The 22,366-nt window shown below is 48.7% G+C and carries 21 protein-coding genes; 13 read left to right on the top strand and 8 right to left on the bottom strand.

Annotation, left to right across the window (positions count from 1 at the left end):
* The first annotated feature begins 4 nt into the window (after positions 1-4).
* The 4 genes from H164_RS0106590 to H164_RS0106575 all read left to right on the top strand — a co-directional run bounded on the left by H164_RS0106590 (position 5) and on the right by H164_RS0106575 (position 5,758).
* Complete coding sequence (locus tag H164_RS0106590) at positions 5-1,603, top strand: glycoside hydrolase domain-containing protein (RefSeq protein ID WP_019967897.1); 1,599 nt, start codon at positions 5-7, stop codon at positions 1,601-1,603.
* A 10-nt stretch (positions 1,604-1,613) separates the two neighbouring features.
* Positions 1,614-3,347, top strand: a complete 1,734-nt coding sequence (locus tag H164_RS0106585) for a DUF4980 domain-containing protein (protein WP_025830118.1) — start codon at positions 1,614-1,616, stop codon at positions 3,345-3,347.
* A 143-nt stretch (positions 3,348-3,490) separates the two neighbouring features.
* Positions 3,491-4,672 carry an MFS transporter gene (locus H164_RS0106580; protein ID WP_019967895.1) on the top strand — a complete coding sequence of 394 codons (1,182 nt, stop codon included), beginning with the start codon at positions 3,491-3,493 and terminating at the stop codon, positions 4,670-4,672.
* Between the two features lie 204 nt (positions 4,673-4,876).
* Positions 4,877-5,758: a carbohydrate kinase family protein gene (locus tag H164_RS0106575; protein ID WP_019967894.1), complete on the top strand. Its 882-nt coding sequence runs from the start codon at positions 4,877-4,879 to the stop codon at positions 5,756-5,758.
* Between the two features lie 611 nt (positions 5,759-6,369).
* Here H164_RS0106575 and H164_RS0106570 read toward each other — a convergent pair.
* Both H164_RS0106570 and H164_RS0106565 read right to left on the bottom strand, forming a co-directional pair.
* A complete protein-coding gene (locus H164_RS0106570; protein WP_008564693.1) occupies positions 6,370-6,990 on the bottom strand; it encodes an OmpH family outer membrane protein in 621 nt (206 codons plus the stop codon).
* A gap of 33 nt (positions 6,991-7,023) precedes the next feature.
* Complete coding sequence (locus H164_RS0106565) at positions 7,024-7,218, bottom strand: hypothetical protein (protein ID WP_025830120.1); 195 nt, start codon at positions 7,216-7,218, stop codon at positions 7,024-7,026.
* Between the two features lie 101 nt (positions 7,219-7,319).
* Between H164_RS0106565 and H164_RS0106560 the strand changes: the two genes are divergently transcribed.
* From H164_RS0106560 to H164_RS0106550, 3 genes are all read left to right on the top strand, one after another.
* Positions 7,320-8,777, top strand: a complete 1,458-nt coding sequence (locus tag H164_RS0106560; RefSeq protein WP_019967890.1) for an aminoacyl-histidine dipeptidase — start codon at positions 7,320-7,322, stop codon at positions 8,775-8,777.
* Positions 8,778-9,068: 291 nt separating this feature from the next.
* Positions 9,069-10,622: a glycine--tRNA ligase gene (locus H164_RS0106555; RefSeq protein ID WP_008564696.1), complete on the top strand. Its 1,554-nt coding sequence runs from the start codon at positions 9,069-9,071 to the stop codon at positions 10,620-10,622.
* Positions 10,622-11,242, top strand: a complete 621-nt coding sequence (locus H164_RS0106550; protein WP_019967889.1) for an FKBP-type peptidyl-prolyl cis-trans isomerase — start codon at positions 10,622-10,624, stop codon at positions 11,240-11,242. Before H164_RS0106555 ends, H164_RS0106550 begins: the two co-directional genes overlap by 1 nt.
* 302 nt (positions 11,243-11,544) lie before the next feature.
* Here the strand turns inward: H164_RS0106550 and H164_RS0106545 are convergent, their stop codons facing one another.
* Entirely contained in the window at positions 11,545-11,805 is a 261-nt protein-coding gene (locus tag H164_RS0106545) for a hypothetical protein (protein ID WP_019967888.1), read from the bottom strand.
* A gap of 156 nt (positions 11,806-11,961) precedes the next feature.
* Positions 11,962-12,384, bottom strand: a complete 423-nt coding sequence (locus tag H164_RS0106540; RefSeq protein ID WP_019967887.1) for a hypothetical protein — start codon at positions 12,382-12,384, stop codon at positions 11,962-11,964.
* 241 nt (positions 12,385-12,625) lie between these two features.
* On the opposite strand from H164_RS0106540, the gene H164_RS0106535 reads away from it, so the two are divergent.
* From H164_RS0106535 to H164_RS0106510, 6 genes are all read left to right on the top strand, one after another.
* Positions 12,626-13,144: an RNA polymerase sigma factor gene (locus H164_RS0106535; RefSeq protein ID WP_019967886.1), complete on the top strand. Its 519-nt coding sequence runs from the start codon at positions 12,626-12,628 to the stop codon at positions 13,142-13,144.
* Positions 13,145-13,303: 159 nt separating this feature from the next.
* On the top strand, positions 13,304-15,646 hold the full coding sequence (locus H164_RS0106530) for a beta-galactosidase (protein WP_019967885.1): 2,343 nt from the start codon (positions 13,304-13,306) through the stop codon (positions 15,644-15,646).
* Positions 15,647-15,884: 238 nt separating this feature from the next.
* Complete coding sequence (locus H164_RS0106525; protein ID WP_019967884.1) at positions 15,885-16,109, top strand: DUF3791 domain-containing protein; 225 nt, start codon at positions 15,885-15,887, stop codon at positions 16,107-16,109.
* A gap of 5 nt (positions 16,110-16,114) precedes the next feature.
* Positions 16,115-16,603 (top strand): DUF3990 domain-containing protein, encoded by a 489-nt coding sequence (locus tag H164_RS0106520; protein ID WP_019967883.1) that lies wholly within the window; start codon positions 16,115-16,117, stop codon positions 16,601-16,603.
* Positions 16,590-16,823, top strand: coding sequence for a hypothetical protein (locus tag H164_RS0106515; protein WP_019967882.1), 234 nt, complete (start codon positions 16,590-16,592; stop codon positions 16,821-16,823). Before H164_RS0106520 ends, H164_RS0106515 begins: the two co-directional genes overlap by 14 nt.
* A 156-nt stretch (positions 16,824-16,979) precedes the next feature.
* Positions 16,980-17,402: a hypothetical protein gene (locus H164_RS0106510; protein ID WP_019967881.1), complete on the top strand. Its 423-nt coding sequence runs from the start codon at positions 16,980-16,982 to the stop codon at positions 17,400-17,402.
* A gap of 531 nt (positions 17,403-17,933) precedes the next feature.
* Here the strand turns inward: H164_RS0106510 and H164_RS0106500 are convergent.
* The 4 genes from H164_RS0106500 to H164_RS0106485 form a co-directional block, all read right to left on the bottom strand.
* Positions 17,934-18,404 carry an HU family DNA-binding protein gene (locus H164_RS0106500; RefSeq protein ID WP_019967879.1) on the bottom strand — a complete coding sequence of 157 codons (471 nt, stop codon included), beginning with the start codon at positions 18,402-18,404 and terminating at the stop codon, positions 17,934-17,936.
* Positions 18,405-18,750: 346 nt separating this feature from the next.
* Positions 18,751-20,424 carry a hypothetical protein gene (locus tag H164_RS0106495; RefSeq protein ID WP_019967878.1) on the bottom strand — a complete coding sequence of 558 codons (1,674 nt, stop codon included), beginning with the start codon at positions 20,422-20,424 and terminating at the stop codon, positions 18,751-18,753.
* A 99-nt stretch (positions 20,425-20,523) separates the two neighbouring features.
* Entirely contained in the window at positions 20,524-20,829 is a 306-nt protein-coding gene (locus tag H164_RS0106490) for a hypothetical protein (RefSeq protein ID WP_019967877.1), read from the bottom strand.
* Between the two features lie 357 nt (positions 20,830-21,186).
* The gene (locus tag H164_RS0106485; RefSeq protein WP_019967876.1) at positions 21,187-22,341 is read right to left on the bottom strand and encodes a M23 family metallopeptidase; all 1,155 of its coding nucleotides are present in this window, start codon (positions 22,339-22,341) and stop codon (positions 21,187-21,189) included.
* Between the last annotated feature and the right edge of the window lie 25 nt (positions 22,342-22,366).

The raw sequence follows: 22,366 nt of genomic DNA, 5'->3' as shown, positions 1-22,366 counted from the left end.
TCTTATGAATAAGAAAATACAATATATCATATTGGCAGCGCTCATGGTGCTACCATTGGCAGGTTGCAGCAGCGAAGACAACCCCGTTACCGAGAAAGATTGGGACAATACCATCTATTTCAAGTCGACAGACGAACAGAAACAGGACACTTACTATAAGCCTTACAGTGGCTATGTGGGCGACCCAATGCCGTTTTTTGACCCCGTATCAAAGGATTTCAAGATACTCTATTTACAAGACTATCGCCCAAATCCTGCCGGTACTTACCACCCAATATGGGCGGTAAGTACTGCCGATGCAGCAAATTATCGCTCATTAGGCGAATTAATTCCATGTGGAGGATTGGCCGAACAAGATGCTGCCTTGGGCACAGGTTCTACCATTTATTCTGAAAAAGACAAGCGCTATTACACGTTCTACACAGGACATAAATACCAACCTACATCCAAGGAAAACGGTGAAGAGGTAATGGTTGCCACATCAGCTGACTTCAAAAGCTGGACAAAGAATAGAACTTTCCGACTCAAAGGCGAAGACTATGGCTACAGTAAGAACGACTTCCGTGATCCCTTTGTATTCAAAGGCGATGATAACCGCTATCATATGCTCGTTTCAACCCTCAAAGGAAGCAAGGGCGTTCTGGCCGAATTTACCTCTTCTGACCTTGAAAACTGGACACATGCAGGCGTTTTCATGACCGACATGTGGGACCGTTTCTACGAGTGTCCTGACGTGTTCAAGATGGGCGAGTGGTGGTATCTTGTTTACAGCGAGAAGCATTCTGCACTGCGTCGTGTACAGTATTTCAAAGGAAAGACACTCAATGAGCTGAAAGCCTGCACAGCAAATGATGCCGGCAAATGGCCCGACAGCCATGAAGGTTTCCTTGACAGTCGCGGCTTCTATGCAGGAAAAACCGCCACAGATGGCACCAATCGATATATCTGGGGCTGGTGTCCTACGCGCCCTGGACAGAACAACACGAACGTTGGTGCAGCGCCAAACGAACCTGAATGGGCTGGAAACCTTGTGGCACATCGCCTCATCCAGCATGCTGACGGAACGCTGACTTTGGGTGAAGTAAAAGCTATCAGCGACAAATATAGCAAGGAACAGCAGGTGAAACTCATGGAGAAAAGCCAGCAGGGGGTGACCGAAAGCAATGGAACCTACACGCTGAACGGTGATGCCCACCTGCTTTTCAACCGCTTAGGCAACCATAACAAGATTTCATTCACCGTCAAAACCAGCAGCAACACAGATAAGTTTGGTTTCTCTGTTGTACGTGGCAGCGACTCTGATAAATACTATTCGGTCATCGTGAACCCCGAAAACGACAGCCAACGCAAGCTAAATTTCGAAGAGGAAGGCAAGTCGGGACAGGGCTTTATCGCAGGAATTGATGGCTATGTATTCAACCGCCCAACCGACAACACCTACCATGTGACTGTCTATACTGATAACAGTATATGCGTGGTCTACGTCAATGATATTTGCAATTACACCAACCGTATCTATGGAATACAGAAGAATTGCTGGAGCATCAACAGCTATGGAGGCAATATTTCAGTGAGTGACGTGAAGGTCAGTCAATATGAATAAAAGAAAAAATATGATGAACTATAAGAAGAGTTTTTTGATTTTAGCCTGTTCTTTCATGCTGCTACAAACTCATGCACAGTCAAAAGTCACTGAAATAAACCAGTTGAGTGACAACCATTCGCTGGCCCGTATCACACCACATCAGCGCTATCTGCTCATTCCGATAGAGGAAAAGGAAGACTATGCCGCTCTGAAGGTCATCGTTGATAATCAGATTGTAAAGACTTTCAACGCCAAAATAGCCGTTGACCACATCGACTATTTCGTGCCGGTAGCCCTCGACAGTTATCAAGGAAAGCAAGTGTTGCTCGACATTACCTTTCCCAATAACCGCCGTTCCACCGGTTCTATCAAGGACTTTGTGGTCTGGAAAGAACTCAAGACCAGCGACAGTTTCGACACCACCAACCGCGAGAAGTATCGCCCCGTCTATCATCATACCCCCCAATGGGGGTGGATGAACGACCCCAATGGGCTGTTTTATAAAGACGGAGTGTGGCATCTTTACTTCCAATATAACCCATATGGCTCGCAATGGGAGAATATGACTTGGGGCCATTCCACGTCAAAAGACCTTGTACATTGGGTGCATCAAGGTAACGCTATCAGCCCCGATGCGTTGGGAACTATATTCAGTGGCTCCGCAATCGTGGACAAAAACAACACTTCGGGCCTTGGGAAAGGCACCGTTGTTGCCATGTACACGTCGGCCGGAAAGAGCCAGACACAGAGCCTTGCCTATAGTACCGACGACGGAAAAACGTTCACTAAGTATGCCAATAACCCTGTAATTACGGCCGAAGTCCCCGACTTTCGCGACCCTCACATCTTCTGGAATGAAGACATACATGCGTGGAATCTCATCCTTGCCGCAGGGCAGGAGATGAACATTTACAGCTCGAAAGACCTCAAAAACTGGACATTTGAGAGTACATTCGGGCTGGGATATGGTAACCACGACGGCGTTTGGGAGTGCCCCGACCTCATGAAATTGCCTGTCAACGGAACCGGGGAAGCGAAGTGGTTGCTGATATGTAACATCAATCCCGGAGGACCTTTTGGGGGCAGTGCCACCCAATATTTCGTGGGATCTTTCGATGGTCACAAGTTCACTTGCGAGAGTAAGCCCGACGTTACCAAGTGGATGGACTATGGAAAAGACCACTATGCCACCGTCACCTTCGACAATGCACCCGACAACCGTCGTGTGGCTATTGCGTGGATGAGCAACTGGCAATATGCCAATCAGGTGCCGACGATGCAGTATCGCAGTGCCAATTCCGTGCCACGTGACTTGGGGCTCTTCACCGATGCAGGCGAAACCTACGTCAGTGTGGTGCCTTCAAAGGAGTTGCTTGCCCTGCGTGGTGATAAAACAAACAGGCTTTTGGCCGCTTGCGAACTTGTGGTTGACATCAAATCACAGTCGAAACCAACGGTGATTACGCTTAGCAACGCCCGTGACGAGCAGGTGGTGATGACCTATAATCCCAAGGATTGCACCTTCTCCATGGACAGAACGCAAAGCGGAAACACCGGGTTCAGCGACATGTTCAAGGCAAAGACCATCGCTCCGACGCACGGAACGATTCGCCAATTCCGTATTTTCATTGACAAATGCAGCATAGAAGCCTTCGATGCCGCAGGCAAAATGGCCATGACCAACCTTGTTTTCCCAACCGAACCTTACGGTAGGTTAACGGTCAACGGGGCTGCCAAAACAACGCTATATGAATTGAAATAACCAACAGCTTCAATCGTTCGGCTTCGCATAAAATGGTTACGATGTAACATCTTTGGCGCAAATTGAACGATTTTTTTATGGCTTTTCTGAATGAAATGCCTATATTTGCAACATAAACCGAACGACAAACTCCTATCAACGACATGAATAAAACCAACAAACTTGCCATTATCCCCGTGATGCTCTGCTTTTTCACAATGGGTTTTGTTGACCTTGTGGGCACGGCATCCAATTATGTAAAGGCCGATTTGCATCTGAACGATACGCAATCCAATCTGTTTCCGTCTTTAGTATTCTTTTGGTTTCTCATCTTTTCCGTGCCCACGGGCATGCTGATGAATAAAATCGGGCGCAAGAAAACCGTGTTGCTGTCTATCATCATCACGGTCCTTTCCCTGTTGCTGCCCCTCTTTGGCGAAAGTTACTTGCTGATGTTGCTCGCCTTTTCCCTGTTGGGCATCGGCAATGCACTGATGCAAACCTCGCTCAACCCACTGGTTTCTACCGTCATCAAAGGCGGAAATCTTGCCAGCACGCTTACCTTTGGCCAGTTCATCAAGGCCATTGCGTCGTTCATGGTGCCCTATCTTGCCATCTGGGGTGCCTCGGCCAGCATTCCAAGTTTCGGCTTAGGGTGGCGCGTTCTCTTTCCTATTTACATGATTATCGGCATCATTGCCACCTTATTATTATGGACAACGCCGATTGAAGAGGAAGCCGTTATCGTTGAAAATGAACTCCCCACCAACAATATCGCAGACGAATATATCGCTTGTTTCAAGCTTTTGGGCATTCCCATCGTGCTGTTGAGCTTTATTGGTATCATGTGTCATGTGGGCATTGACGTGGGAATGAACACCACGGCACCGAAGATTTGTCAGGAACGTTTGGGCATGACGCTCAACGAAGCAGCCGTTGCTACGAGCCTTTATTTCCTGTTCCGCACAATAGGATGCCTCACGGGAAGTTTCTTCCTGCGCGTGATGAAGACACAAACGTTCTTCATCATCAGCGTCACGATGATGGCATTGAGCATGATTGGTCTCTATTTCGGCACGTCAAAGCTTGTGCTTTACACGGCAATAGCACTCGTTGGGTATGGTAATTCCAATGTTTTTTCCATTGTGTTTGCACAGGCTTTGCAATGCGTTCCCACTAAAAAGAACGAGGTCAGCGGGCTGATGATCATGGGTCTTTTCGGCGGAACGGTCTTCCCATTGCTGATGGGTTACGTCAGTGACGCACTGCATCGGCAGGCCGGAGCTATCCTTGTCATGGCAGTAGGTGTGGCTTATTTGTTTACATATATAAGAAAACTGGCTTGAACTCCCGCCCCGTTCCTCCCTTCGTGAGGGAGCATTCCTTGGCAATATCCAATCAATAACATAACTAAACGCATTCAATAACAACACAACCTGACGCCCCTGACACCCTGAAACGAACGCGACAAGCCCACGCAAGCAAGCGTTCTCTCCCCTTGGGAGGCTAAAAGTGGGTGCCGTGGGGCCTCGTTTTTTATTATTTTCTCTATGCAAAAAAGATTTATTGTAGGCCTCGGCGAAGCATTATGGGACTGCTTACCCGAAGGAACAAAGCTGGGCGGGGCACCTGCCAACTTTGCTTTTCACACCCATCAGTTCGGATTTGACGCCATGGCCATCAGTGCTTTGGGCAACGATATCCTTGGCGATCAGACACGAAAGGAGCTTGATCAGGAAGGACTTCGCTACATTATGCCCATCGTCGACTATCCAACGGGCACGGTACAAGTGTCGCTCGACGACGAAGGAGTGCCCACTTACGACATCAAGGAGAACGTAGCTTGGGACAATATTCCATTCAACGACGAGATTGAGGAGGTGGCAAAGAACGCCCGCGCCGTTTGTTTCGGTTCGCTCGCGCAGCGCAACAGCGTCTCAAGGGAGACCATTCACCAATTCCTCGTAGCCACCCCGAAAGACTGTCTCAAGATTTTCGACATCAATCTGCGCCAGACTTTCTACACCAAAGAGATTATCCAAGAATCGCTTGCGGCTGCCGACATTCTCAAAATCAACGACGAAGAGCTCGTCACCATCGGTCGTTTGTTCGGCTATCCGGGGCTGGATATGGAGAATAAGTGCTGGCTTATCCTTGGAAAATACAATCTAAAGATGCTCGTTCTCACGTGTGGTGTCAACGGAAGTTATGTTTTTGCGCCTGCAACGAAGTCGTTCCAAGAGACGCCGAAGGTTGAGGTTGCCGACACGGTTGGGGCAGGTGACAGCTTCACGGGGGCGTTCTGTGCAGCCATTCTTGCAGGGAAATCCATCAAAGCAGCCCACAAACTGGCCGTAGAAGTCAGTGCCTACGTCTGCACACAGAACGGTGCTATGCCCTTGCTTCCTGAGGAATTCACCCGTCAACTCTGAGTTTCTCTCTCTCTGGGTTCCCACGGTTTTCCGTTTGGTTTCCACGATTTTTCTTTCAGTTTCCAAGGTATCTCCCAGCGTTCTCCGTTCGATTGTCGGATAACCTTGTAACGCTTTGAACGCCAACTGCTTGCAACGGCGTTCCAATATCAGCCATATTACGCGGTAATATCACCCATATTGCCGCGCAATATGGCTCATTTTGTCGCCCAAAGTGGCTGATATTGAAAACCAATAGGATTGATATGAGAAAACAGTTGAATGCATGTAGGGACGCACGGTCTGTGCGTCCGCTCCTATTTCAGTTGACAGTTGACGCGAAAATGGGTAAATAAGTTGATTGTTTCGCGCAGAACGGACGCACGAGCCGTGCGTCCCTACATACCCATCATGGATATATTGATATATAAAATGGTTGATAGGGTGGGCTGCTCGAATGCATGTAGGGACGCACGGCCCGTGCGTCCGCCCCTGTTTCAGTTGACAGTTGACGGGTAAATGAGTGAACAAGTTGATTGTTCCGCGCAGAACGGACGCACGAACCGTGCGTCCCTACATTTCTATCTTGATTGCTTCCTCTCTCTTTTTGGGAGGGGTAGGGAGGGAAGAGCCTACTTCTTTGCCGGCACTGCGGCTGCCATTTTTGCCGAAGGCTTGTAGGCTTTGTTCAAACCGGCAATGACTTCGTTCGTGATGTCGTAGGCCTTGTCGGCATAAAGCAGGTTGTCACCGGCCTTACTGAGGATAAGACTGTAGTTCTTGTCCTTGTTATAGAGCTTCAAATAGTGCTGAATACTGTCGCGAAGTGCATTATTGTATTTCTCTGTTTCAGTCTGGAACTCATTCGTCAGCCGCTGGTTGAGGGCCTGAAGGTCGGTGTTTTGCTTTTGAAGATTGGCGTTGATGGCCTCTGCCTGCTCGCGTGTATAGGCGTTTTGTTGCACCTTTTGCTGGAAGTTTGCAGCCGCAGCCTGCAACTGTTGCTGCTTGGCAGCGAGCGTGTTCTGTATGTTCTGTCCCTTCTTTTGCAGTATCAGGGAGTAATCCTTGCAGAACTGATACCGGCTCATGATGCTATCTACCTCGACATATGCTATCTTTAAGCCCGTAGGATTGGTCTGTGCGGCATCTGATTTTGCGTCAACTTTCGGGGCAGATTGGTTACAACCGGTCATGGAAACGGTGGCGATTGCAGCCACGGCCATTGTTTTGAGAATGTTTTTCCTGTTCATTTTCTTTATTGTCTTTTTGATTTTAATCGTCGTTTAATAGGCTTTCCCGGCCTTGCGTGCCGCTTTGTCTTGGTCGATCACACAGTGGATGCCCTGCTTTCTCAGTGCCGCATTGTCGTGAATGTGCTGCGAAGAGAACCTTCCGTTCTTGCGGAAGAGCATCTTTATGCCTAATAATGCCATCGATATAGCAATTATTAACACGCTCAATACGAATGTCTTCATCATTTTTATTACTTTTGCAGTGCGCCATTGGCCACTAAAATATGGGCAAAGGTAATATAAATCGGCAAAAGAACAAAATAAAAACAAAATAAAAAGATATAAAAATGAGCAACGTAGAACTAAGACCTGCCCGCGTGTTCGAGCAGTTTTCGGCCATCAACAAAATCCCTCGTCCATCGAAACATGAGGAGAAAATGGCCGCTTATTTGAAGAAGTTCGCCGCCGACCGCGGCCTCGAAGTGAAGGAAGATGAGACGGGTAACGTCCTAATCCGAAAGCCGGCGACTAAGGGTTTGGAGCATTTGGCAACGACAATCCTGCAGAGTCACATGGATATGGTATGCGATAAGCTGGTCGATGTGGACTTCGATTTCCACAAAGATGCCATTCAAACCTACGTCGACGGGGAGTGGTTGCATGCCAAAGGCACTACTTTGGGGGCCGATGATGGCATCGGTTGTGCCATAGAACTGGCCATTCTTGACAGCAACGACATTGAACATGGCCCGATAGAATGCCTTTTCACGCGTGACGAAGAGACTGGTCTTACGGGCGCATTTGGCCTGAAACCGGGCTTCATGTCAGGCAAATACCTCATCAATCTCGACTCCGAAGACGAGGGACAGATATTTGTTTCGTGCGCAGGAGGCATCAATACGACCGTCACCTACAGCTTTTCTCGCGAGCAAGCTCCCTCAGGTTACTTCTTTATGCAGGCCGCATTGAAAGGCCTAAATGGCGGACATTCGGGCGATGATATCAACAAGAAGCGGGCCAATGCCATCAAGATTATGGCGCGTTTCCTCTATATGGAGCAGACGAAAATGGTGCTTCGGCTGGCCGATTGGAACTCCGGTAAGATGCATAATGCCATTCCGCGCGACGGAAAAGTGGTCTTTGCTGTGCCCGAAGACCGTAAGGAAGAGGTGATGGCCGACTGGAATATGTTCACGAAAGGAGTGGAAGATGAGTTCCATGTGACCGATCCGACAATGCATTGGAGCATGGAAAGCGTCGAAGCAAGGCCTGTATTGCCGCGGGAAACCTCGCGCGGACTGATCCTTTCTTTGCAGGCTCTCGACAACGGACCGCTGACTTTCTGTCAGGATGAGGCCATCGCTACCATGGTAGAGACCTCGAGTAACGTGGCCAGCGTGCAGACCGAGGCCGACAAGGTGGTGGTCGTGGCCAGCCAACGCAGCAATGTGATGAGTAATCTTCGCAATATGGCCGACACAGTGAAAGCCGTTTTCGAATTGAGCGGCGGCAATGTTGTCCAGAACGACGGCTATCCAGCGTGGAAAATGAACCCGAACAGCAAGCTTGTTAAGGTCACAGTGGACGCTTATAAGAGGCTTTTTGGCAAGGAACCTGTCGTGAAAGGCATTCACGCCGGACTTGAATGTGGCCTCTTTTCTGAGAAATATCCCGAGCTTGACATGGTGAGTTTCGGTCCCACTTTGCGCAATGTTCACACACCAGACGAGGCACTTTTGATTCCGACCGTGCAAATGGTGTGGGACCATCTGCTTGAAATTCTGAAACATATCCCGCAGGAATAAGTTCCTGCCAGAACGGTTATACATCACAAACCTCACTTTCGACGACGTCTGCTGGGCGCATTGAGAGTGAGGTTTTCGTTTGTTTCCGTTTAAACCGCATCGCGGTTTCGTTGTTTAGCGGACAATGTTGGCATGCCATGTCAATGCTGTCATGGGGCGAATGGAGCAAAAGTAACGCCAAATGACATGGAGCTCACCCCTTTCCTCCCGCTTCTATAAAAAATAATAAAACCCACCCTGTTTCGCGATATTTATTGTATCTTTGCACAAAACTTTGAAGAATATACGATTATGGCACAAGAAGATGTTTTCAAAAAGATAGTGAGCCACTGCAAGGAATACGGCTTTGTCTTCCCGAGCAGTGAGATTTACGACGGACTCGCAGCCGTTTATGACTACGGTCAGAATGGTGTTGAGTTGAAAAACAACATCAAAGAATACTGGTGGAAGAGCATGGTGCTGCTCCATAGCAATATCGTTGGCATCGATGCCGGCATATTTATGCACCCAACCGTGTGGAAAGCCAGCGGTCATGTCGATGCTTTCAACGACCCGTTGATTGACAACCGCGACTCAAAGAAACGCTATCGGGCTGATGTTCTCATTGAAGACCAGATGGCAAAGTACGACGAAAAGATTGAAAAAGAGGTGGCCAAGGCTGCCAAGAAATATGGCAACAGCTTCGAAGAAGGCAAGTTCCGCGAGACCAATCCGCGTGTGTTGGACTACCAAAAGAAGCGCGACGCACTGCATGCCCGCTATACTGAGGCCATGCAAGGCCCGGATTTGGAGGCATTGAAGCAGATTATCCTCGACGAAGGCATTGTGGATCCCATCAGCGGTACGAAGAACTGGACCGACGTGCGCCAGTTCAACCTGATGTTTTCTACCGAAATGGGGTCCCTAAGCGACCAAACCAACAAGATTTATCTGCGACCCGAGACCGCACAAGGTATCTTTGTGAACTACCTCAACGTGCAGAAGACGGGCCGAATGAAGCTACCTTTCGGTATATGTCAGATAGGAAAGGCGTTCCGCAACGAGATAGTTGCCCGCCAATTTGTCTTCCGTATGCGCGAATTTGAGCAGATGGAGATGCAATTCTTCTGTCAGCCGGGCACCGAAATGAAGTGGTTCGAGTATTGGAAACGCCACCGTTTGGCGTGGCATGAGGCACTTGGCATGGGAAATGAGAACTATCGCTTCCATGACCACGAGAAATTGGCTCACTATGCCAATGCCGCTACCGACATCGAGTTCCGTATGCCGTTCGGTTTCAAGGAAGTTGAAGGCATACATTCGCGTACCGACTTCGATCTCAGCCAGCATGAGAAGTTCAGCGGCCGCTCTATTAAGTACTTCGACCCTGAGAAAAACGAGAATTATACGCCGTATGACGTAGAGACTTCCATTGGTGTTGACCGCATGTTCCTTTCGGTGATGTGCCATAGTTATACCGAAGAGCAACTCGAAAACGGCGAAACACGCGTCGTATTGAGGCTCCCCGAGCCCTTGGCTCCTGTGAAGTGCGCCGTGTTCCCATTGGACAAGAAAGACGGACTGCCCGAGTTGGCTGAGCAAATCGTCAATGATTTGAAGTTCCACTTCAACACCCACTATGGCGATCCGAAGGATTCCATCGGCAAACGCTACCGTCGTCAGGACGCAGTGGGCACGCCGTTCTGCGTCACTGTGGACCACGACACGCCCAACGACCATAAGGTGACGTTGCGTTATCGCGACACGATGAAGCAAGAACGCGTTGACATCGACGCACTTCGCCCCATCATGGAAGACCGTGTCAGCATCACAAGCTTGTTGAAAAAACTCAATATCGACGAATAATGAAGAGAAATGCATTCCATATCCTCGTGTTCCTGCTGGCCGTCGCAGGCCTTTCGTCATGCAAGGAAGACGACAACACGGTAGAGGAATACCCCGATTGGCAGGCAAAGAACGAGGCTTACTTCAACAACCTCTATAAAGAAGCCGTCAGTGAGGCCGGAACCAATCCGAAAGTGAAGGTGATTCGCAAGTGGTCTCTCCCCGAAACGCGCAAGAACCCCGAGGACTTCATCGTGGTAAAAGTGCTGAAACAGGGCACAGGAACGCAGCTTCCACTCTACACAGACACTGCACTTGTGCACTATCAAGGCCGTCTTCTCCCCTCGACAACCTTTCCCAAAGGAAGGATTTTCGACCAAAGTTGGACGACGACCGAGTTCAATCCAAGCACAAACGCGCCGAGGAAGTTTGCCATAAGCACTGTGGTCGATGGCTTCGCCACAGCATTACAGAACATGAAAGCAGGCGACCGGTGGCTGATTTACATTCCTTATCAACTGGGTTATGGGCCAAAAGGCAATAATGGCATACCCGCTTACTCAACCTTGGTGTTTGATGTGACCCTCGCAGGAAGCTATCATCCGAAGACGACAACAAAGGAAAACAAGAAGAAAAACTGACCTGTCGGCTCGCAATCAAGGTGAGTTTCATCGGAATAACCGGTATATATATAATATAAGGTATAGGAGACGGGCGCACAAATCGGTATGGTTCGTGCGCCCGTTCAAGTTGAATGGTAGGCATATATGCATGGTTGTTGGAGCGGACGCACGAGCCGTGCGTCCCTACATGTATTCGTATTGAAAATCAACGACTTATACCTTGTTTTGCAATATCAGCCATATTACCGTGCAATATGGCTGAGATTAGCGTGTAATATGGCTGGGATTGCATCGCAATGTGGCTGAAATTAAAAACCGTTTCAAGTGGTCTTGTCTTTCGGCTTCCTTTTTCTTGCAAAGCAGAGCCACACGACGAGGAGGGCTATCATGGTCACGTTGGCCAGCAACACATAGCCCAACGTGTCGAGTTCGCTAAGGGCAAACGCGCGGAAAGCAGGCAAATTGGCCTCCGCGGTCTTGTAGATTGCCAACTCATTGCGGGCTTTTTCCCAATAATAATAATCGGTCATCATGAGTCCGTGAAAGGCTATGAGCAGGGCAATCTTCGTCCATTTGTTCATTGTTTCTATCGTCTTTTCGGGTTTATGAAGTGCAAAAATACGGAATTTACGCGGATATGCAAGTTTGTAAGAGCGTTTTTTCGGAGTTGTTTTCCTTGAATGGCTTGGTTTCCTCTCCCTTGGAGGGAACGGAGGAGGCTTATATTATGTTTCGTCTTAGTTTCTATCGTTATACGATTTCCTGAAAACAAAGTAGCAAAGTGACAGGACGAACACAGAGAATAGGCCACCGAGAACGAAGTAAGTGAATATGAAAGTGATGCATAACATGCTGATGCTGAAGCCCGTGACGGTCAGACAGAAAATCAAAACGAGTGCGTTGCCGACGAAAAGTTGGCGGCCGACCATGTTGCGCCAATGCTTCTCGGTGAATGATTTCCAGGCGATTACGCCGCCAAAGAAATAGGATAGGCAGATAATGAGGGAGTAAATCACCAGATATCCCCACCGGATTCTGTCGCAACCCCACCCATACACGGTGAGTGCGACGTCGAATGCGACAATCAAAAGGCTGCCCAAGAGGTTTATACGCATGAAATTTCGATGCGCAAGAGACTGTGTTTTTATTTCTTTTTCCATCGTGTAATAAATAAATAAACGACAAACGGCGTGTCTGATGCTACAAAGGTAGGAAATAAAGTGGAGAGTTGTTGCGGTCGGGATCATGTTTCTTTGCATGTGTAATCATAAAGTTTTCATGATGTAACAAAATGGTCGGATTGGGCATTTTGCTGTAAAAATGATGCCGTTTATGTCTTCAAACAACTCAAAAAGCCTTATCTTTGCGAGAGCGATAACCCATAACAAACTCGAACGAAGCATGAAAGACAGGGAGACCAACTTCAGTGTGATTGCTGATTATTATAAAAAGCACTATGAAGAAGTGCAGCTTTTCGTGGCCAAACAGCTGAAACAGAGAGGACAAGAGGCTGAAGATATCGTGCAGAATGTCTTCCTGCGGCTGATGACTATGGGCAGAATGATTACGCCGGTTACCCTTCCTTGCTTGGTATATACGATGGTCCGGAACCTGATTTGCGACGATTGGCGGCATCATCAGTGCATCACGGAATACGAACATTATATAAAAGGTGGACAGGATGGCTTGGATTGCGACCCGATGTCAGTCTATTCGGCTGCTGAGACGCTTGAGATTCTGGAGCGAGGCATCGCCCGTTTGACGGAAAAACAGCGGCAGGTGTATCGCCTCCATATATATAAAGGTATGAAGGTTGGCGAGATTTCCAAGGCGTTGGACATGAGATACAAGAGCACGGAGCACCGATTGGGCATTGCAAGGCGGGAAGTGAGGGCGTTTGTGAAGAGAGCGTTGGCGTAGTTTTGGGGCGACTGGTGTGGATATCCGGGGAGTTCGGGCATGCTTATTTCCCCAAAAATCCGTATCTTTGCACTTGTATCATTGAGCTTTATCTAAGGAAACCGACAGTGAGCCCATGATAGAGGAGCGAAAAGGATTAATTGATTAAAAACCATAAGCATGAACATCTTTTCATACATCAGGACCATTGCTGCAGCATTGCTGCTGAGTTTTGCCGTGCCATCAGCCCGTGGAGGCGACTTCACTGTGGGCAAGAACACTTTCCTGCTGAACGGACGGCCGTTCGTCATCAAGGCGGCCGAGCTACATTACCCACGTATTCCGCGACCTTATTGGGAACAACGCATCAAAATGTGCAAGGCTTTGGGCATGAACACGCTTTGTCTTTACGTGTTTTGGAACATTCACGAGCAAAGGGAGGGGCAGTTCGACTTCACAGGCAACAATGATGTGGCGGCATTCTGCCGGTTGGCCCGCAAGAACGGCATGTATGTCATCGTGCGTCCCGGTCCTTATGTGTGTGCCGAGTGGGAAATGGGCGGCCTGCCTTGGTGGCTTTTGAAGAGGAAAGACGTCCGTTTGCGTGAAGACGACCCCTACTTCATGGCGCGAGTGAAGGCTTTCGAGGCTGAAGTGGGGCGACAATTGGCCCCTTTGACTATTCAGAACGGCGGTCCCATCATCATGGTACAGGTGGAGAACGAATACGGTTCTTACGGCATCAATAAGAAATATGTGTCAGAAATACGGGATATCGTGAAGGCTTCGGGCTTTGATAAGGTGACATTGTTCCAATGTGATTGGGCCAGCAACTTCGAACATAACGGACTTGATGACCTCGTTTGGACGATGAACTTCGGTACGGGGGCGAACATCGACGAGCAGTTCAGGCGGCTCAAGCAACTGCGCCCCGAGGCTCCATTGATGTGTTCGGAGTTTTGGAGTGGCTGGTTCGATAAGTGGGGTGCACGTCACGAGACACGACCGGCAAAGGATATGGTGGAAGGTATCGACGAGATGTTGCGCAAGGGCATTTCCTTTTCGCTTTACATGACCCACGGTGGAACGTCATTCGGCCATTGGGCCGGTGCCAATAGTCCGGGCTTCGCTCCCGATGTGACGTCTTATGACTACGATGCACCCATCAACGAATACGGTATGCCTACCCCCAAGTTCTTTGCACTGCGCAATACGATGGCGAAGTACAGCGACAAGCTGCCCGATGTGCCTAAGCCGGCCGCGCCTGTCATCACGATTCCGAAGCTGACGCTCGCCGAATTCTCGCCCCTTATCTACAGCCTCACCATTCCTACGCTAAGCCGTGACACGAAGACCTTTGAGGAAATGGACATGGGGTGGGGCGTGATGGTCTATGCAACAATCCTCCCCGAGATTGCTACGCGCAGCAGGTTGTCACTCAACGACGGTCACGACTATGCCCAAATCTTCATCGACGACAAACCAATCGGCGTTATCGACCGGGTGAAGAATGAGAAGACGCTGATGCTTCCACCCGTAAAAAAGGGCCAACACCTCACGATACTCGTCGAAGCTATGGGCCGTATCAACTTCGGACGGGCCATTAAGGATTTCAAAGGCATCACCGAAAGCGTGACCATTGATGCAGAGATTGACGGACACGAGGTAACTTATAACCTCAAGAACTGGGCCATTATGCCTATTCCCGATGGCTATCAAGACGCACGACGTGCATTCGACAAACTGGATGAGACTCACTGCTTCGCTCCTGTGCGTCTTCCTAAGCAAAACATCGGCTACTATCGCGGTTATTTCGACTTGAAAAAGACGGGCGATACATTCCTTAACCTTGAGCAATGGGGCAAAGGTCAGGTCTATGTGAACGGTCATGCGCTGGGTCGTTTCTGGCATATCGGCCCTCAACAGACGCTCTATCTGCCGGGTTGTTGGTTGAAGAAAGGACGCAATGAAATCATCGTCTTGGACGTTGTCGGGCCAAAACAGCCCGTTGTTTGGGGACAAAGCGAACCCGAACTGAATAAACTGCAACTCGAAAAGACCAACAAGCACAACAATCCCGGCGACCGTCCCGACCTCAACTCGGCCCACCCTGTGGCACAAGGCGAGCTTTCGGGCAGCGGAAACTGGCAGACGATTATGTTCGACAAGCCTGCCAAAGGACGCTACATCGCCCTCGAATGTGAGAGCGTTCACGGCACAAAGCCTTACGTGGCCATAGCCGAACTCGACGCACTCGACGCAAACGGAAGTCGTATTCCGCGCGATTCGTGGACCACGAAGTATGCCGACAGCGAAGACGAAGACGGCAATCACACCGGAGACAAGGCCTTCGACCTTCAGGAATCCACCTATTGGCAAACCGTAAAGGGCACGCCTTTCCCTCATCTTCTGGTTATCGACCTCGGCAAAGTGCAAACCGTCACCGGCCTGCAACACCTCTCACGCACTGAGAAAGAGACGCCCGGAGCCCTGAAAGCCTATAAGATTTTCGTGTACGAGTAGGCTTTTCTCGGTTTTGAGCATTGGATTTTGGACATTGAACTTTTATGCTTGTCCACGTATCTCAGCAATGTCACATGGCATAAAGTTCAATGTGTAAACTTATAAGTATTGTCTTCGCAAGGTACATACAATCAAAATAACACGAACGCATCTGAAATCAAAGCAACGCTTTTCGTCTTAAATGTTTGTAAATATGAAAAAGAACCATTATATTTGCCCTATATTAACATAATAGGATATGGCAAGAGAAGAACTGAACAAACTAAAATACACCATTGCATTGATAGCCGAGTTTGCCAAGAAATTCAACCTTGGTCAACGACAAGCTTTGAACTATCTCAAACGCTATAAGGGACTCGATTATTTGCAGGCATTCTATGACGTGTTGCACACCAAATCGTTCGAAGAAAGCCTACACGACATATCCATCATCTGTCAACGCAACGGCGGAGGACTACAATAGAAGCAATGATCCTATACCACGGTTCAAACATAGAAATAACAGAAATCGACCTTGCAAAATCAAAACCTTATAAAGATTTCGGTAGAGGTTTTTATCTGTCGGCTGATAAATCACAAGCAATCAGAATGGCAGAGCAGCGAACATCCATTCTACTTGAAGGAAAACCTACCCTTAATGAATATGATTTTGACGAGTCACGATTAAAAGACGGCAGCTTAAAGGTCCTTTCTTTTGGGGGCTATAGTGCAGAATGGGCAGAGTTCGTGCTTAAGAACAGAGACATTAGCGTCCCACAACCTTGCCATAACTACGATGTAGTCGTTGGACCGATAGCCGATGATGGTGTTACTTTTCAGTTGCGCCGTTACAAAGCAGGGTTCTTGTCCATAACACAACTTATTAAAGAATTGCAATACGCACGCGGTATAACCTTTCAGTATTTCTTTGGAACCGAATTGGCAATATCAAAATTAAAGAAGCATGGCACTGACTGACGAACAGATTGAGATGATGAAAGAAGACTTGAGTGCCGAACTCATTGAGTTGCTCATGAAAGACTGGCACTATTCGCAGATCGAAGCTTTGGAAGTGCTCTACAACTCGGACACTTTTGACAGACTACAAGATAAGCGCACCGGGTGGTATTATCAAAGTGCAGGATATGTTTATTCTTTTCTCCAACAGGAATTGACCATGGGAGACTATCGCCAATAGCCCGTTTAACATGGCAATGTCACCCCTATTTGTGCCCTATGAAGACTGATTTGTTTCTCAATAAGGCTGTAACGAACTCGCAAAAAAGCTTAAATGCTTGCAGAAACGCGTGTAATTTCATACTTTTGCGACTGTAACACTATAAACGATAATCACATGAAGAAAATCCTTATCCTCGCCATCGTACTCGCAACGGGGCTCACGGCGTGCAACAACCAAAGCAAGAACACGGCACAACAGCCTGCCGTTAAAGTTGAAGAACAGCCTGTCGACACGGCTTTCCTGAAAGCCAATGCGGGCGAATACCGAAGCTATGACGGTTCACAGAAAATCATCTTGGGTGCAGACGGCAGCGTGAAATGCGTGAAACTCAACAGCAACTACACCACATGGCGTCTGCTCGAAAAGGACAGCACCACTGCCTATATCGCGCTTTCTCGCGAGGGACTCGACCACCCCGTCACGGTGAGCGTGGCAATGGACCTTAAAGAAAAGTCCATCGTGGTGGATAATGAGACGTACAGGAAGCCCACTAAACCTAAGAAAAACACCCCAGCCCCTTCAAAGGGAAGGAAGTGAAGCCCACCCCCGGGAGCCCACCCCTAACCCCTCCCGAGGGAGGGGAGAAGAAGCCTCTCCCCCAGCCCCTCTCCCAAGGAGAGGGGAGTAAAATGCAAATAGACCTTGCGAACACTTTAGTTCACAAGGTCTATTTTGTTTATCATGCATTTTTCATCATTGCCTGCAAGCTTAGCCTCCCCCTCCTTCGGAGGGGGTTGGGGGGAGGTTTTTGGGTGAGGCCTTCCCGGGTGTGTATTAAAACGGGGAGGGCAACACCGACAAGCGAGTTAATCATAAAATTGGATTTTGATTTTGAGTTTGATTAAATGCTGGTAAGTCGTGCGCCCTCCCCAAGAGACTTCCCGCTGGAAGACCTCCTAAAATCTAAAACCCCAGGGAACCTCCCCCAACCCCTCCGAAGGAGGGGAGCACAAACAGCGTGCAACCTAATTCCTCTCAAGCTCGCAGCTCCCCCTCCTTTGGAGGGGGCTGGGGGGGAGGCTCTCCTCCCCTCCCTTCGGGAGGGGTCGGGGGTGGGTTTGTGGGCTCCTAATTCCCGTGCTGCCCAATTCCTCCTTCCTCTTTTTTCTTCTTCTTCTTTTTCTCCTCGCCTTTCCATTCTTCCCACTCAATCGGCGTGTCGGTCAGGCCGCGGGTGGCGTGCTTGCCGGTGCCCGAACCGTTCTTGGTGAAGCGCGTCTCGGGATTGAAGCGCACACGTACGCCAACGATTTGATTGGCCGACACTTTTTCGGCCGCGTCCACACCGCCCTTGGCCGACACGGCCGTGAAGTAGAACGAGCCAATGCCGTCAAGCTTCACCGAGCGACCCTGCGACATATAGTCGGCCATGATTGGAGCCAACGCGGTGAACACGGCACGCACGTCGGCCGGACTGACCGTCGACTCGGCGCCGATGCGCTTACACAGTTGTTCGGTACTCACGGGGGTTCCCACCAGCACAGATTTGGGATACCACTTCTTGTTGATTTTCATCTGGATTTTCTTCCAAAAAGCCATAATTAGAATTGTTTTGTGCTTACGTCTGAAGCCGAGGCGCCGACAGAGGGATATAGCGTCTGCCGAGTGGCGAACCCCCTCCCCTCGGGAGGGGCTGGGGTGGGCTTCCATGACGAGGCTTTGTCTAAAGTAGGACTACACATGATGTAAAGTAGGACTACATGCCATCTAAAGTAGGACTACATCTCGTCTAAAGTAGGAGTAGACAAAACCTGTCCTCGGAGTTGGCATCGCCAGCCTTACGATTGCCTGTCCACGTTCCTCTCTACGCCCTCCGTCTTTGCCTCTTTTTCATTCATAAGCGGGTTAAAAATTATATTGATAAAAATTGCTTATAGCCTTGTATTTAATATTTCACAAAAGCACGAACAGATAAATGTATATCTTTTGATTCCTCAAGCCAATTCATGTAATCTATAGCTCCGCTACATTTAAAAGCTCTAGAAGTATGATACTCCGTACTCGACCAATAATTTGGGGCCAAGAGAGCGCCACCAAAATCTTTTAGAAATTTGCCACCTACCTGTGTAAAAGCAATATCAATCAACCTACTGTGACAAGGAAAATATCCTATGTCAGTTATTTTCGTTTTGTCACTAAAGCCTAAAACGGAGTACACCCACGTCCAATCACTCGCTGAAGGCAAATACCATTGCAGTGCGGGAGTTCCAGTGTAAGCTATCCCCGGATCGTAATGAGCTGCTGCATAAAAAGCAGGGAAATCAGGATTTTTCCCTTTAATCTTTTCGCCGGTTACGGCATGGGTTGAGTAACTCGCATCCCATGTCTCATCATACCCACTCGTGGCCGAACTATTTAATGCATCAGCCAAATTCATTACCATGTGCGTATTGCTCTGTACAAAATATGGCCCCCACTCTAGATCACCTCCGTTGACATCTTTTAGTGCTATCGCCATGTGTTTACTTTGACTTAATACGATAGCTATTGGCGTCTTAGAGCCACTTCCATAAATAGTTTCATTGAGAAAACCTGTCGAGCCGTCACTCATCAGGTAGAGGAAATTGTACATCAGTTTGTAGGTGATGAGGTAGGAACTGTTGGGTTTCAAGTCAATCGAAGAGGCGTTAGGCAGGTTGAGGAACGAAAGGATGAAGTTTATAATTTGACCGTTGTAAGTCTTACTTTGTGTATTGCCCAAGTTGAAGTGCATGTCTGATTTCTCTGCCGGAGCAAGGAAATACAAATAGTTACTGATGGTGCTGTAGATGTCATTTTCATCGGCTGTATTGCCACCGGTATAGGTCATTGGGCCGTAAGGTCCGCTATCGGTTGTTGCTACAGTCCAAGTGTTCGTTTCCGGGTGATAAACCGAAGTGTGCGGTATTATGCCGTTTGCCCAGAAATCTCCCACCGGGTTGACAATGGACGTGTAGCTTGTCCACTTGAGACGGATACGCGAACTGACGTGCTTCATCTGGAACGTCACTTTCTGATGGGTAGGTGTTGCGGTCACAGTGTAAGTCGTTCTTCCTATCAGGGCTGTTTGGGCATCGGCTTCTGCCACGGTAAAGTTGTTGCCGTTGCGCGTCAGCTTGTCGTTCAAGAGCACGAAATCATATGTTCCGGGTTCCAAGTCGATGACCTTATCGCTCGAGTAGTGGAATACACCGCCCGTTATTGTTCCCGTAACTTCGCCCTTGTACGTACTGCCTTGATAAGCCAACATCGTGTAGGTGCCGTTTTCCAAGGCACGGGTGTTGGTCAAGGACGGGGTCTTAGCCGTGTCGCGTTGCACAGTCACTTCGGCCAAGAGGTTGTTCCCGAGGTCTACGTATTGCTTGGCGATGGTGTCATTCTTTTGATCATCGGTAGCCCGTGTTGCTTTCGTTTCCTCATCAGCATTATAGTCGGCAAAGTCTACTCGGAATTCCACGGCCTTGGCTACGTCTACCTTGCCGTCTTTTGTTCCGTTGTTCTCATTATCGTTGCTGCTGCAAGCCGCCAGCATTCCGGCCACGAGCAACAGACTTGCTTTTAAGAATATCTGTCTTTTCATTGTTCTTTCTCCTTTTAATTCATCACTTTATTTCATTATTAACTCGTAAGTTCGGTCTCCCCTTCCTTCGGAGGGGCTGGGGGAGACTTCTATAGAGGGTCATTCCTCCCACACATTCCCCCAGTCTTTGGCCGGGGCTACACTGCTTTTGTCACCTATATAGAAGGTTCCTCCTTCATGGGCTTCATCGGCATCCCAATTCGATGTGCCCGATGCACTTCCGTTCGGTGTTACGCTAGGGGACATGAATGGTTCACTCCGCATCGGATAAACCTTGATCTCGGGCGTTGTGTATGCCCTTTTCTTACTCTCCATTTTCTTCATATTTATTGTTGTTATCTTGTTGATTGTGCTGTTTTGCATGGAGCCGTGCGTCCCTACATTTTGCTCCCTTATTTCGTTCATTTTTTGCTCATAAAGGGACACGAAAATGTGAACAAAGGGAACTCCGAGAAGCCCTTTGTTTATAGGGATTACGCGCTCCTCGCGCGCGCGTACGTGAAGACGTTGAAACGCCAGGTGCGCTAAGTGTGTGTGTGTGTGTGTGTGTGTGTGTGTGTTAGCAAATTATTTGGATTAACCAAATAATAAGCGTTAAAAGATGCAGAGAAATCAAAGTTTCTTTGCATCAGCGTACACATCTTATTATCGTTGATTGAAAATATCATCTTGGCGGCAAAGGTAAGGCTAATTCTGCAAACAGCCAAACTTTTCACGACTTTTTTGTCTTGTTACAATTCTACCTTAAGGTGGCTATGCCTATTATTTTCGGGCGTAGTAGTTACGTTCCGACTTCACACTTCCGTTCTTGCTGAGCGTCAACGTTACCTGCTGGAGCGACTTGTTGGCATGGTCGAAGACCACAGCGGGGTTCATGCGACGGCCCTGAAAGAACACTTCAAAGTGGAGATGTTCGGTGGTTGCGCGTCCCGTTCGGCCCGTCAAGCCAATCACTTGCCCTGCTTTCACCCGGTCACCCGGCTTGACAAAGTTCTTTGACTGATGGCTGTAAAGGGTCTCAAAGCCGTATTTATGCTTGATACGAATGCAGTTCCCGTAGCCTGAGAAAGGGCCGCTCATGGTGACAACGCCGTCGAATACGGCCAGAATATTGTCGTTGGGCTTGGTCTTGATGTCCACTCCCGAGTGGTGACGTGCCCCACCATAGGGGCTGATGACATGACTTCCGGGCAACGGATAGGCCCATTGTTCTTTCTCCATGTCGGCAAGGTTAAGCTTGAAAGTATTGGCATTCTCAAACGGGTTCTCCGGATCTATATCGTTCTTTTTGCTCTTTTTGTTTTTGTTTGCCTTGTTTCCGTCTTTCACGGCCACGTCTACATAACGGCCGTTCTTGGTGCATAGCAACGTTTGCTTGCGCAGTTTGTGGCTGCGCACCTCGAGAACGGTCTCTGGATTGATGTATCCGCCGTTCACCATGATAGAGAACTTGCAGTAAGTCTTGCCTCCTTCGCTTCCCACAATGGCTATCGAACGACCGGCACTGACCTTTTGTCCCACCTTTACAAGGTTCTGTGCATTGTTCGCATAGACTGTTTCAAGCCCGTTGTCGTGGCGGATAACGATGACGTTCCCATAGCCGTTGACGTTGCGTGAGAGCCTTACGACACCCGTGAACATAGCTTTGACGACGTCGCCCTCCTTGGTCTTGATGTTCAAAGCTTGACGGTTGTCGGTCAATTCGGCCTTTCCCACGGGCAACGGAAAGGAGTATTCGTTGTCGTTGAGTATGCCGAGGTCGATACTGATGGTGTTCGAGCGACTGAAAAGGTCGGGCGTTGCAATGCTGATTTGTTGTTGTTCGGCGGTGGTAAAGGCGTTGTTGGCCGGTGCAAAGGCCGATGTCGTCATGACGAACAGTACTCCGAAGAGGTTGTATTTCAAATTTAGTTTCATCTCCGTGTTGTTAAAGGGTTGTAAA

Origin of the sequence: Segatella maculosa DSM 19339 = JCM 15638 (genome assembly GCF_000382385.1) — a bacterium.
In the GTDB taxonomy this organism is placed as follows: Bacteria; Bacteroidota; Bacteroidia; order Bacteroidales; family Bacteroidaceae; genus Prevotella; species Prevotella maculosa.
The sequence above is the reverse complement of the archived record's forward strand: the minus strand, read 5'-3'. Positions and strand labels throughout refer to the sequence as shown.